Raw genomic sequence first — 13,844 nt, forward strand, 5'->3', positions numbered from 1 at the left:
ATAGAGGCTTTGATTTCTAATTTTTAGAAGACTCTAAATATCTACTGAGTATCTTGCACGCAGCAATAGAATCTAACTTTCCATTTTTTTGAGCTTGTTTTTTGGATTTTCTAGCCATATGAGAAATATCTTCTAGAGCCTCAAGACTAGAATAGTCTTCATTAATAAAAATAACCTCTCCATCGAATTGGACTAATTTTATAAAATGCTTGATTCGATTTCGAGTGTCCTCATAACCTGCAATTCCCCCACTTGGAAAACCAACTATAAGGGTTTTTATTCTTCTTTTTATTAGGAAATCTCTGAGATCTGAACTCGCTTGATTTCGATTTTTTCTTAAAATTGGTTCTAATGGTAAAACAATCCCATCAATACAAATTGCCAATCCTATCTTTTTAAGTCCCACATCACAGGAAACTATCATATATTGACCTTCAAAAATCCATTATCTCTGATAATCTTTCCTTCTAATTCATACTCCAAAATCACTTCTCCAAATCTCAAATACGCCTCTTCAAATGTTGACATATTTTTACAAAATAGTAAAATCTCATCATTTTGAAGATTTTTTGAGTCATCTCCAAAGATCATTTTGACAAAATTATCAATGTCATATATTCCCTGTGCTAAAGAATTCTGTAATAAATAGTTAGTTCCTGAACTCTCATCAAGACGTTGAGGCAAGACAAAAATAGGCTTATTAAAAGTCTTTGCCATTTTTGCACTCTGCATTGATCCACCAGAGATATTTGCTTCAGGAATGATCACAAAATCACTCAGAGAAATAACCAATTGATTGCGTTCTATAAATGAATAATTCCTAGGCATATACCCCTCCTTATACTCACTTAAGATAAGTCCTTGCTCAGAGATTTTTTTAATGATGGGTGCATTAGATGCGGGATATATAATATCAATACTTGAAGGAGAAATCATAATCGTGTTTGGTAAAGCGGCATTTTGAGCAACAATATCCACTCCTAATGCCCCACCACTAACAACTACCCCATTGTTTTGGGAAATTTTTTTTGCCAAAATGGAAGTGAAGTTTCTTGTATAAGAACTTGGGCGACGGGTACCAACGATGGCAATTTTACAAGAAGCATCAAGTAATTTTTTATCCCCCGTATAGTAGATATTTTCAGGAGGTTTTTTAAGCCCTCTAAAAGCTTCTGGAATAAAATCCAATGTTTTAAAACTAAAATTACTTTTCATTTGAGATCATTTTTTGAATATCTATGACATAAACGAGATCAACTTTTGTTAAAAGAGTTTGTTTTGCAATGTTTAAGGCCTTAAAAGTATTCTTATGTGGATGACAGATTGCAATGACATAACCATCTTTTTTTGCCTTTTCTATAGCTTTTTTTATCTGATTAAAGACTTCATTGACACTATCATTATTGTCTAAAAAAATCCCTCTTGATAGTAGAGGACGTTTCATTTTTGAATAGATTTGAGGTGCTTGTGTCTCAGGCGTGGTTCTAGAATCTAAAAAATCAATATCATACTTTCGTAAAACTTCTATCAGATTTTTCATATCCTCATAACTTGCACTGAATTTGCTACCTGTGTGATTATTGATGAACTTAAGTCTAGGAAAATCGTGCTTGATTTGCTTGATGTATTCCTCTATTTGTGATTTTGTCTCTCCGACTTTTATCCACTTATGAGGGCTTTGATAGAAATTTAATGCCTCCATAGGCACATGCACCATATAAAAAGGTTCTTTAGCTGCCATTTTTGGAGTTAATTTATTATCTGAATTATAAGGAAAAAATGAAGGAGTGATTCTCAACCCTAAATTATGAAGAGATTGTAACTGCCAAGGATACGCCATATCATCCATAATGATGGCTATTTTTGGTTTTTTTATATCATCAGTTTTTAATATAGATTTAGGTTTTTCAGGAACCATCGTAGCATCACCACTAGAAGAAGGTGACATAAAAGACTTACTATTTGTTGAAAAATTCTCCCAAGAAGTTTGATCACTCCAAGAATGAACCCCTCTATCAAGTAAGAAATTTGAGTTTTTATCAGGAATTACTTTGAGATTATCCTGTGTGGGTGATGAGTAGCTAGAACTATTTTTATAAACCCAATACCCACTAAAACAACCCAAAATAAATGAAACGCACAACAGAGAAAGAATAAGGCGTTTTTTCATTGTTTGCCTAATAAAATTTCTACCTCTAATGTATCAATGTTTTGATTAGAATCAGCCCTTATGTCAATTTTTGAAGCTTTGGTGTATTTTTGCACAACTTCTAAAATCTCACGTTTCATATCTTCCATATATGGAAGTTTAACACTACGCTCATGTGCTAAAACAATCTTCAGTCTATCTTTGGCAGTTCTAGCACTCCCATTATTTCCAAACCACTTTGTAAGTAAACTCATTGAAATAACCTCTTAAAGGTATCTATAAAACCACTTCTTGATTTGAATTCTGGAAATGCTACCTCATCTCCTAGTATTCGATTGACGATTCTTTTATATGCTTCCCCACTTGGACTATTTGTATAAATCACTGGTTCTCCAGAGTTTGTAGCTGATACCACCTTATTGTCTTCAGGAACTAATCCTATAAGAGGAAGGGCAAGGATATTCAAAACATCTTCGTTTGAAAGCATTTCACCTTTTTGAACTAACTCCGGTTTAAGACGATTGATAATAATATGCTTTTGAACTTCTAGGCCATTTTTTGCCTTATCGGATTTTGCATCAATAATTCCAATCACACGATCACTATCTCTTACAGAACTCACTTCTGGTGTGACAACTACAAGAGCCCTATCAGCCCAAAAAATAGAATGCTCAAACCCACTTTCAATACCCGCAGGAGAGTCTAGTAAAATATAGTCAAAATCTTTTTTTAGATCTTCGATTAAAATCTTGACTTTTTCTTTATTTAAAATATCTTTATCTTTGCTTTGTGAAGCGGGAAGAAAATATAAGCCTTTAGTGCGTTTGTCATTGATAAGTGCCTGAGAAAGATTGCATTTACCCTCCATAACATCTACCACATCATAAACGATTCGATTTTCAAGTCCTAAAATCATATCCAAATTCCGCAACCCAATATCAAAATCTACCGCAACCACTTTTTTGCCGTTTTGTGCCAACCCCACAGCGATATTTCCAGTTGCTGTACTTTTTCCAACCCCACCTTTTCCAGAGGTTATTGTGATCACTTCACCCATTACTATCCTTAATTTTTGTTCTTATCAATAAGTTTATTTGAACCTATCCAAGGCATCATTGATCGAAGTCTCTCGCCTACTTTTTCTATAGAATGTTCACTGAGGTTCCTTCTTTCAGCGTTCATTCTAGCATAACCTGCCTTACGTTCAAGAATGAAGTCCTTGGCAAATTTACCATCTTGAATATCTCTAAGTATCGCTTTCATTGATTTTTTGGTTTCTTCTGTGATAACTCTAGGACCACTCACCATATCTCCGTATTCAGCAGTATTTGAAATAGAATATCTCATATCTGCCAAGCCACCTTGATAAATCAAATCCACAATCAACTTTAACTCGTGCAAACATTCAAAGTAAGCCATTTCTTCTGGATAACCCGCTTCTACAAGAGTTTCATATCCTGCTTTTACTAGCGCACTCACACCGCCGCACAAAACTGCCTGCTCTCCAAATAAATCTGTTTCGGTTTCATCTTTGAAAGTTGTTTCAATGATTCCACTTCTCCCTCCACCAATAGCACTTGCATAGCTAAGTGCAATGTCTTTAGCATCACCTTTACTCGTGTCTTGTTCTACTGCTATAAGATCAGGAATACCCCCTCCTGCTACAAACTCACTTCTAACAGTGTGGCCAGGTGCTTTTGGTGCTATCATTATTACACCTACCCCAACAGGTGCTTGAATCTGTCTAAAATGAATATTAAATCCGTGTCCAAAAGCGATGATCTTATCTTCTTTGAGATTAGGAGCAATATCTCTTTTAAAAACATCTGCTTGAAGTTCATCAGGAATAAGTATCATTATGACATCTGCCCATTTTGTGGCTTCTGCTACTTCGAGAACTTTAAAGCCTTTTGCCTCTGCCTTGTTCCAGCTTTTGCCACCTTTATAAAGTCCAACTACAACTTCCACTCCGCTATCTTTTAGATTTTCAGCGTGAGCGTGTCCTTGAGATCCAAATCCAATAATAGCTACTTTCTTTTTCTGTATCAAACCCAAGTTGCAATCTTTGTCATAATAAACCTTTAATCCCATTTTATATCCTTCTTGAAATTTAAATACTCAGATTATATTTGAAGCAAACTTATATTTACTTAATACAGATTTTATTTTTTCGCAGAAATCTGTTGTGTTATAATCACAAACGACTCGAAAAAGAAGATTTATTAAAGGATTATGATGGAAAAAATACAAAAAAATTCTAAACTTAATGAAGAACTCGGATTTATTTATGATGTGATGGTCGAGATGTTAGGAGAACTCAATCCTGAAGTGATGGATTTTTTCCTGAGCTTGCGATCAGAACTTTTACAAAAAGAAAAATCTCAAGAAAAAATCCGCTCAATTCTTCAAAAAATTACCTTCTCGGATAAAACGCTAGAGGTGGTTAAGGCATTCTCACTTTATAATATATTGCTCAATATTATCGAAGAAAGACATAATTTTGATGGTCAAAATGCTTTTTCCTCCATTGAAAAAGCTTGTTCTGAGCTTCTTGAAGAGGGATTTGAAAGACAAGACATTAATAAGATTTTGAGTGAAATGCAATTTTATCCTGTATTTACTGCCCATCCAACTGAATCAAGAAGAAGAACCTTCCTGGAGGCACATCACGAAATTAGTGATGATCTTTCAAAGTTTTTTGAATTCAAAGATCAGAGTGCAAAAGAACATATCAAATATCGCCTTAGATTGCTGTGGCAAAGCCATTTAGTTAGGAGCGAAAAATTAGAAGTTCTCTTTGAGCTTGATAATCTTCTTTACATCGTGGAAAGTTCTATCATAAAAAGTGCACAAAATACCTTGAATTTTATTGAAAATACTCTTAAAACACCACTAAAAAAATCTCCTATCACTCTTGGAAGCTGGATAGGAGGCGATAGAGATGGAAACCCATTTGTAACCAATGAAATAATGACTCAAGTGATGCGAATCCAACATAACCTTATCATAAGTATCTATCTGCAAAAGATCCAAAAACTTGCACGTGAACTTTCAATATCAACTGATTTTGTTCCTATTTCCAAAGAACTTCAAGACTCCCTAGAAAGAGAAAAAAATGAACTTGAGGAAAATAGTCTAAAACTTCACAATAGAGAACCCTTCAGGGCAAAACTTTATCTAATGGATAAAAAACTTAAAAACCGTCTTATAAGCGTGAATACCCCAGATAGCATTGAATTCACTTATAGACAACCAAAGGAGCTTATCGAGGATATTGATTTGCTTATCAATAATCTAGACTCTGTGAGTTCAAAATATCTCAAAGGATTTAGAAATCTAGTGTTGTTGGGTGGTTTTCATTTGATGCGTTTAGATTTTAGAGAGCATCGTGATATGTTTTTAAATGCTATCAGTGAAGTATTTTGTTTGCTTGGGATTTCTGATAGTGACTTTGGTGATTTTACGGAAGAGAAAAAAATACAAATATTAAACCGTGCCTTAGAAAAACCAAAAATAGAGTTCAATGCCATTATCAATAAAGTGAGTAAAAGCACCCAAGAAATCTTAGGATCATTTTTGAGAATCAACTGGGCAAAAAAACATATCTCTGAAGAGGTTATGAAATCGCTTATTATCTCTATGACAACTCAAGCAAGTGATTTGCTTTGTGTGCTCTGGCTTTGCAAACAAAGTGGTCTATGGAAACCTAGCAAAAACGACAATGAAAGAGAGAATGCTAAAATCAATATCACGCCCCTATTTGAAACCATTGACGATCTTCAAAGAGCAAAAGATATTATCAAGACCTTAAGTGAAAATAAACATTATGCACATTATCTGCGAGATACTCAAATGACTCAAGAAATCATGATTGGGTATTCAGATTCCAGTAAAGATGGGGGAATTTTTACTAGCAATTACAGTCTTTATCAGTCCATTTTTGAACTCATCAAACTAGGGGATGAATTGGGAATAAAATTCATCTTATTTCACGGTAGAGGCGGGAGTGTTAGTCGAGGTGGAGGAAGATTGGAATCTGCACTTCTTGCTTCTCCTCCAAAAAGTGTCTGTGGGATACTCAAAACAACTGAACAAGGTGAAGTTATCAGTTCAAAATACCTTGATCCAAAGATAGCACAATTCAGTGTTTGTAACACGATTGGGGCATTATTAAAAAAATCTGCCTACGATAGTTTTTGCTCTGATAACACTATCAATATTCAAACAAATAAAAACATTTGCTATATCAACACAAGCCAGTGGAAAATAATGCGAGACATTTCTGAAACCTCCCATAAAACTTATAGAAAACTTGTATATGAGAATGATAACTTTATGGAATACTTTAAGCTTGCCACTCCTATTAAATTTATTCAGCAACTCAATCTAGGATCGCGTCCAAGTAAAAGAAAAGAAAGTTCAAAAGTTGAAGATCTAAGAGCCATTCCATGGGTATTTGCTTGGACACAAAATCGAAGCATTATTCCTGCTTGGTATGGCATAGGAAGTGGACTAGAATCTATAAAAGATCAAGAGGCTTTGCAAGAATGTTATCAAAACTCAGAATTTTTTAAAACAACCATAGACAACATCTCACAAGCCTTACTCAAAGTTGATTCTCATATAGCACAACGATACAATGGATTTGTCAAAGATGAAAGTATTCGCAATGAGATTTGGTTGATGATAAAAAATGAATACGATAAAACGATGAAATTTATCTTGAATGTCCGAAGAGAAAAAGAATTACTTGAAAATGAACCTAGATTAAGGGATTCTATTTTACTTAGAAAACCTTATATAACAGCACTGAATCTATTACAAATTGAGTTGATAAAAAAATACAATCTCTGCACAGATGAAGTGCAACAAAAAAAGCTTATTGAAGAAATACACAGCACCATTGTGGGGATCGCTCAAGGGATGAGAAATACGGGATAACTTTTTAGGATCTTATCTGCGTATGCTTCTGTTTTGAGTAGGCAAGAGCCTTTGATTTTGTGGAGCAACTTTGATAAAACCTCTTTTTTTATTTGCAGAAGGTTGTTCAGCTGGTCTCTGATTTTGCTGATAGATCTTATTTTCATTTCCATAAGTTTTAAAGTGATTATTTTGCTTATAAGTATTATCTTGTGGTAATTTTCTTTGATTATAGGGCTTGAATACATTTCTAGAAGGTTTTTTTGTAGGTCTATTTTCTTTAGGTCTGAGATTTAAAGATTTATATGTTCTAGGAGGCTTTTGTCCAAACTTGTATCTGATTCCAGCTGATAAGAGCCAATAAGTATTGATATGACCAAAAAACTCTGTTTTGAAATCTGTGTGAAGCTTCAAGCTATCGTTGAAAAACATCCAATCCACGCCCAAGCCCAAACCTAATCGATTATCTATGCTTTTGGCATCACTATAAATTGGCATATCAACATCATCTATCAATCTCACTTTCCCGCCAAGATTAATATCATTGCTATATTCAACCAATGCACGTGCATTGAGTGCAGAATACATATAGTCATAACGCTTCACGCCTAATATTCCTATTTTAGTGATAAGAGCTGGAGAGAAGTCGAGCTTGGCATTGATATTAGAATGAGATTGTTTATCTTCAAATGCGATCGTATTGCCAAATATCAATGCAGGAGTGAATGAGAAATAAGGTTGAAAATATAAACTTTCATCCCTTATCCTTACATCAGTAGTAGTATTTCTACAAAAAATTATCTGGGTACATTTTTCAATTGTCTTCGTTCTAGTACCATAAAATGGATAAAAATTATATCCGATCCTCGCACTAGCCAAAATGATATGATTACCAAATTTAAGAGGTTCTGGTGCTTGAGAAAGGTTTGCACGAATATTGCTATAGACATATTTGAGTGTTCCATCTAAAACTAATCCCTTTGCATTGACATATCCTCCATAAGCTCCAAAAGCAATTGAATTAGAATAAGCACTCAATCCTGTATCAGAAGTAGAGAGTTTGGTATAATCCAAAGAACCTCCATAAAAATATCTCTCATCTTCATATATTTCTCCTCTATCATATCCAGTTTGGAGGTTATAAAATAAATTTTGAGTGGTTTTTTCTCCATAGAGTTGTTTTGTATAAATCCCGCCTCCATATACCTTTGCCCATAAACCATTGAGAGTTGGAGGATAGACCATATCATCCATTCGTGTATGTGCAGAATCTCCTTCAAGACGAAATATTTGATAAGGAAGAGATAGGAGATTTAAAAGACTCTTTGCTGTTTGATTTGGAGATCTTTCTATACTACCTAATATCCATTTTATACTAGTAGCATCAGAAACCTTATCTAAGTGAGGGATATAATCATATAAGCCAATGATGGTAGCAATTCCCTTAAAATCTGCTCCATCAGCCAATGAATTAGCAGAAGCTACGACCATATTCTTGCCACTGGCATCTAGGAAAATTTTAGAGGGATTTTGATAAATTTGGATGTATTCTAAACCATTGACTGTTCCTGCTTGAACTTTATCAACTTTTCCAACTTGAAGATCTGCCATTAGCCTAAAAACACCATTTTCCCCATTAATCGTTTTAACACTTAGTGTTCTAGGTGAAAAGGGTGTGGAGGAAATCAGACGTTGTGAAAGTCCATCATCAGCTATTTGGGTAAAATCCACAACTGCAAGTTTATCAAGATTGTTATATTGGTTATTCACGACATAGCTCTCATTATTGCTATCTAAAGTTGTGATTTGAGAATCTGCGTTTAATATCCACTTTCCACCGTGATTTAAATAGAGCTGAATATCAGAGGTTGATCCAGGTGTGATAGAGATTCTTCCTTGAAAAAAACTCTGAGAATTATCAAGATTGATATTGATATTTCCTTTAGAAGTATTTTCAGCAGAAAGATCTCCTTTGAGCTGAATAATGTTGTTGCGATCAAGAGTTTGACCTGTTGTTTCATTATAATTCACATAGACATTTCCACTCCCCTCAAGACTGAAAATCATTCTATAGCCCTTACCATTGTGTGAACTTCCCCAACCTGAAGAAGGTTGCATTTCAGATACATCAATAAATACATTTTTAGTGAATTTGAAATAACCGCCATTGCTACCATTTGAAGTGAATACTCCTCTTTGGATATACACATCAGGACTAGCTTTGAGATAAAAATTGGCATTGATATCAAAGTTTGCATTTTTTCCATAATATGCAGCTTGAGTCATTATAAGTCCCTCAAGACCATCTCCAATTTTTTCGACCTTATTGATATTAAAAATAATATTTCCCCCATTAATACTATAGGTATTTCCTTTTTGTCCACGGAATATAGCACCTGAATAACCGATATAGTTCCCTTTTACATTGACATTAACAGTCACAGTAGAATCATTGGCAATATCTAAGGAATTTGAACCCTGAAATAAAAATCCCGTGAATTTTGTTGGACTAGCATCAGCGGGACTCAATGTAAAATTTTCATCAATAGTTGCATCTGAATTGTAGCTGGGGGCCAACGGAATAAATGCCCCACTCACGCCATAAGAAAGAACAGGAAACAATAACATGAAAAAAAATTTTAATATCAGGTTCAAATTTTTCCTTAGGTAGCACATAGATTCATTTTTAGTGAGGAGTTATAGCAATCTATCGGCTAATATCAACTTATTTTTAGTAATTTTACACTAGAATCAGGGAAACTATACATAGGGGGTTTTATGCCAAAAACAGAAGATATAAAAACCATACTTTTGATAGGTTCAGGCCCTATTATCATCGGTCAGGCTTGCGAATTTGACTACTCAGGCACCCAAGCAGCTAAAACACTAAAATCCTTAGGCTATAAAGTTGTTCTTATCAATTCCAATCCTGCCACAATAATGACCGATCCAGAGTTTGCCGATCGAACTTACATTGAGCCTATTACAGAAGAAATAGTAGCAAATATTATTCAAAAAGAAAAGGTTGATGCTATTCTTCCCACAATGGGTGGTCAAACGGCTCTAAACATTGCAATGAGCATGTATGAAAAAGGGATGCTTGATGGAGTTCAATTTTTAGGGGCAAAACCTGATGCTATAAAAAAAGGTGAAGATAGACAAGCGTTCAAGGAGGCTATGCTTAAAATCGGTATGGATTTACCAAAAAGTCGTTATGCCTATGATGAAAATGAAGCTTTAGAAGCAGCTAAAGAAATTGGTTTCCCCCTCATCATTCGAGCTAGTTATACTCTAGCAGGAGGTGGGAGTGGAATTGCCTACAACATTGATGAATTCAAAACGTTAGCACAAAATGGACTAGAGGCCTCGCCCATAAATGAAATCTTGATTGAAGAGTCTTTGCTAGGCTGGAAAGAATATGAAATGGAAGTTATCAGGGATAAATCAGATAACTGTATCATTGTATGTTCGATTGAAAATCTTGATCCTATGGGAGTGCATACTGGAGATAGTATAACCATAGCCCCTGCTCTGACCCTAACAGACAAGGAATACCAAAGAATGCGAGATGCAAGTTTTGCTATATTAAGGGAGATTGGTGTGGATACAGGTGGTAGCAATGTACAGTTTGCTATCAATCCACAAACAGGAAGAATGATTGTAATTGAGATGAATCCACGCGTGAGTCGTAGCTCTGCACTTGCTTCTAAAGCTACGGGTTATCCTATTGCAAAAGTTGCGACACTTTTGGCTGTGGGCTACACTCTTGATGAAATTAAAAATGATGTTACGGGAACTCCAGCTAGTTTTGAACCTAGTATTGATTATATTGTCACAAAAATTCCAAGATGGACATTTGAAAAATTCCCTCAAGCTGATTCCACACTCACAACTTCAATGAAAAGCATTGGTGAGGTGATGGCTATTGGAGGGAATTTTTGCGAATCTCTGCAAAAAGCTCTTTGCAGTCTAGAAACAGGATTTTGTGGTTTTGAATCTCTGAGTGCAGATATTGAACTTATCAAAAAAGAAATTCGTCGCCCCAATAGCAACAGAATTTTCTATATTGCCGATGGATTTCGTCAGGGTCTAAGTATTGATGAGATTTATGAACTCAGTAATATAGATAAGTGGTTCTTAAATCAAATCAGCTCTATCATAACTGTTGAAATAGGAATTGCTTCTGATGTCCTGCAGGATTCAAAACAAATGCGAAAAGTCAAATCAATGGGATTCTCAGACAAAATGATAGCTAAGCTCATCAGCAAAAATGAAAAAATGGAGATGAGTGAAGTTGAAGTTTATCACGCACGTTTGCAAATGGGAATATTGCCTGTGTATGAAGAAGTTGATACCTGTGCAGCAGAATTTCCTTCACTCACGCCTTATCTATACTCTAGCATACCTGCAAATGATTTTTTGAGCAACACCTTTGAAGTTTTCAATGCTAACACATTAAAAAAAGAGAATAAAGAAACTCAGGATATCAAAAAGGTAATGATTATAGGGGGAGGTCCAAATCGCATTGGACAGGGGATTGAATTTGATTACTGTTGTGTGCATTCTAGCTTTGCTTTAGCTGATATGGGTGTGAAAAGCATTATGTACAACTGTAATCCTGAAACTGTCAGTACTGATTATGACACTAGCGATGTTTTATATTTTGAACCCATTGACTTTGAACACGTCAGATCTGTTTTAGAAAAAGAAAAGCCAGATGGAGTGATTGTGCACTTTGGAGGGCAAACTCCACTCAAACTTTCCAAAAATCTCACCAAAATTGGAGCTAAAATTATCGGCACTACGGCAAGAATCATTGATATTGCTGAAGATAGAGAAAAATTTTCGGTTTTTGCCCAAGAGCACAATATCAAACAACCAGAAAATGGAACTGCATTTACAAAAGAAGAAGCTTATGCTATCGCAGGAAAAATAGGTTTTCCTGTTCTTGTGCGGCCTAGCTATGTGTTGGGTGGAAGAGCAATGAGAATCGTTTATAGTAATGAGGAACTACGCTTATATATGGAAGAAGCCGTGAAAGTAAGCGAAGATTCACCTGTTTTAATTGATAAGTTTTTAGACCGTGCTATTGAGCTAGATGTAGATGCCATCTGTGATGGCAAAGATCTATATATAGGCGGCATTATGGAACATATTGAAGAAGCTGGTATCCACTCTGGAGACTCTGCGAGTTCATTGCCTGCAATCAATATTCCTCAAAAAATGATTGAAGAAATTGAAGCTATTACCAAAAAAATAGCTTTAAACCTTGGCGTTGTGGGATTAATGAATATTCAATATGCTATTTATCAAGGGCAAATTTATCTCATTGAGGTTAATCCACGTGCAAGTCGAACTGTTCCTTTTGTAAGCAAGGCAACAGGATTGCCTCTTGCAAAAGTTGCTACCAGAGTGATGTGGCAAGGAAACCTTAAAGAATGTTTGGAATACTATGATCACTTTAATATAGTGAAATTTGAAAGAGGGGTTTATAAACCCAAAGAGATGAAGCACATTTCCGTGAAAGAATCCGTTTTCCCGTTTAATAAACTCTATGGAGCGGACTTACTTTTAGGACCTGAAATGAAGAGTACAGGGGAAGTAATGGGTATCAGTAAAAATTTTGGTCTGAGTTTTGCAAAAAGTCAAATTGCGTGCAAAAATGCCTTACCCAAAAAAGGAAAAATCTTTGTTTCTCTGAGCGAACAAGATAAAGTTGAAGGTCATAAAATGGTTCAAAAATTCATTAATCTTGGATTTGAGATATGTGCCACAGAAGGTACTCATAATGTCTTGCAGGCCAATGGAATACCATCTACAAAAGTATTAAAAATTTCTGAAGGACGGCCAAATATAAAAGACTTGATGGCAAATGGAGAAATTGCGATGGCTATTAATACAAGCGACAATAAATCCAGCAAAGAAGACGCAAAGCTCATTCGTATTCAAGTTTTGAAGAATTTAATTTCTTATTTCACCACATTAGCAGGTGCAGAGGTTGCCGCACAAGCACTTCAAGAAATGAAAGAACAAGACATTAATCAAGCCATCGCATTACAGGATTATCTCTTCGATGGATAATAATCTTATCTACCTTGCTCAAACCGATACCACAGCCGGTTTATTGAGTGCAAATTTTCAAAAGCTCAATCAAATAAAAGGTAGAGACAAAAACAAACCTGTGCTGATGGAAGTAAATTCACTGAAAAAGCTAAAAAATCTAACTCGGATACCTATTAAGTTTAAAAATAGAGTCCGCAAAAGTATCAAATCCACCTTCATTTATCCAAATCAAAGCTCTTTTCGATTGATAAAAGATAATTTACATTTAAATTTTTTAAATCATTTTGGACAAATGTATTCTACCTCTGCAAACAAGTCAGGAATGGATTTTCAGTATAATGAGGCATTTGAAATGTGCGATATACTGGTTGTAGACAAAAGAAGAATATTTTCTGCAACTTCGTCGGCTATTTTTAAAATAAACAACACTAAGATAATAAAAATTAGATAGTATGGATTTTGATGTTAAAATTACTTCATATTTTATTTTTGGTGTGCATTTATTTTTGCATTCTTGATTCTACAAAAAGATCTGATTTTTTCTTGGCATATAGATGGGATTGAATCTAAATAGCATATCTATTGCAAAAAAATTAAAAAAAACTTATTTTAATCCTGACTATAGATTGAAAGTTGGCTATGAGGAATATTTTGGAGTTTTTTTGGGGTAAAATCCCTTTTTATGTTTATGTAAAAATGCAACGCATCCATC

The 13,844-nt window shown here is 34.8% G+C and carries 10 protein-coding genes; 3 read left to right on the top strand and 7 right to left on the bottom strand.

Translation table 11 applies throughout. The features are described from left to right. Positions 1-16: 16 nt before the first annotated feature. The 6 genes from ruvX to ilvC are packed head-to-tail and all read right to left on the bottom strand — an operon-like array spanning position 17 to position 4,240. Positions 17-424 (bottom strand): Holliday junction resolvase RuvX, encoded by a 408-nt coding sequence (gene ruvX / locus BKH42_RS08380; protein ID WP_095296162.1) that lies wholly within the window; start codon positions 422-424, stop codon positions 17-19. Then, on the bottom strand, positions 421-1,215 hold the full coding sequence (locus BKH42_RS08385) for a DNA-processing protein DprA (protein WP_095296163.1): 795 nt from the start codon (positions 1,213-1,215) through the stop codon (positions 421-423). Before BKH42_RS08385 ends, ruvX begins: the two co-directional genes overlap by 4 nt. Further along, positions 1,205-2,170 carry a divergent polysaccharide deacetylase family protein gene (locus tag BKH42_RS08390; protein ID WP_095296164.1) on the bottom strand — a complete coding sequence of 322 codons (966 nt, stop codon included), beginning with the start codon at positions 2,168-2,170 and terminating at the stop codon, positions 1,205-1,207. The genes BKH42_RS08385 and BKH42_RS08390 overlap by 11 nt, the downstream gene beginning before the upstream one ends. Then, complete coding sequence (gene minE / locus BKH42_RS08395) at positions 2,167-2,403, bottom strand: cell division topological specificity factor MinE (RefSeq protein ID WP_095296165.1); 237 nt, start codon at positions 2,401-2,403, stop codon at positions 2,167-2,169. The genes BKH42_RS08390 and minE overlap by 4 nt, the downstream gene beginning before the upstream one ends. Beyond that, positions 2,400-3,206 carry a septum site-determining protein MinD gene (gene minD / locus BKH42_RS08400; RefSeq protein ID WP_095296166.1) on the bottom strand — a complete coding sequence of 269 codons (807 nt, stop codon included), beginning with the start codon at positions 3,204-3,206 and terminating at the stop codon, positions 2,400-2,402. Before minD ends, minE begins: the two co-directional genes overlap by 4 nt. An 8-nt stretch (positions 3,207-3,214) precedes the next feature. Then, on the bottom strand, positions 3,215-4,240 hold the full coding sequence (gene ilvC, locus BKH42_RS08405; protein ID WP_095296167.1) for a ketol-acid reductoisomerase: 1,026 nt from the start codon (positions 4,238-4,240) through the stop codon (positions 3,215-3,217). A 144-nt stretch (positions 4,241-4,384) separates the two neighbouring features. Here ilvC and BKH42_RS08410 point away from each other — a divergent pair, with 144 nt between their 5' ends. Next, a complete protein-coding gene (locus tag BKH42_RS08410; RefSeq protein ID WP_095296168.1) occupies positions 4,385-7,090 on the top strand; it encodes a phosphoenolpyruvate carboxylase in 2,706 nt (901 codons plus the stop codon). A 12-nt stretch (positions 7,091-7,102) separates the two neighbouring features. Here the strand turns inward: BKH42_RS08410 and BKH42_RS08415 are convergent, their stop codons facing one another. Continuing rightward, positions 7,103-9,724: an autotransporter domain-containing protein gene (locus tag BKH42_RS08415; protein ID WP_143428598.1), complete on the bottom strand. Its 2,622-nt coding sequence runs from the start codon at positions 9,722-9,724 to the stop codon at positions 7,103-7,105. A gap of 123 nt (positions 9,725-9,847) precedes the next feature. On the opposite strand from BKH42_RS08415, the gene carB reads away from it, so the two are divergent. Continuing rightward, a complete protein-coding gene (gene carB, locus BKH42_RS08420; protein ID WP_095296170.1) occupies positions 9,848-13,150 on the top strand; it encodes a carbamoyl-phosphate synthase large subunit in 3,303 nt (1,100 codons plus the stop codon). Continuing rightward, a complete protein-coding gene (locus tag BKH42_RS08425; protein ID WP_095296171.1) occupies positions 13,143-13,583 on the top strand; it encodes a Sua5/YciO/YrdC/YwlC family protein in 441 nt (146 codons plus the stop codon). The genes carB and BKH42_RS08425 overlap by 8 nt, the downstream gene beginning before the upstream one ends. Positions 13,584-13,844: the final 261 nt, after the last annotated feature.

It is taken from the genome of Helicobacter sp. 13S00482-2, assembly GCF_002272795.1.
Lineage (GTDB): Bacteria > Campylobacterota > Campylobacteria > Campylobacterales > Helicobacteraceae > Helicobacter_J.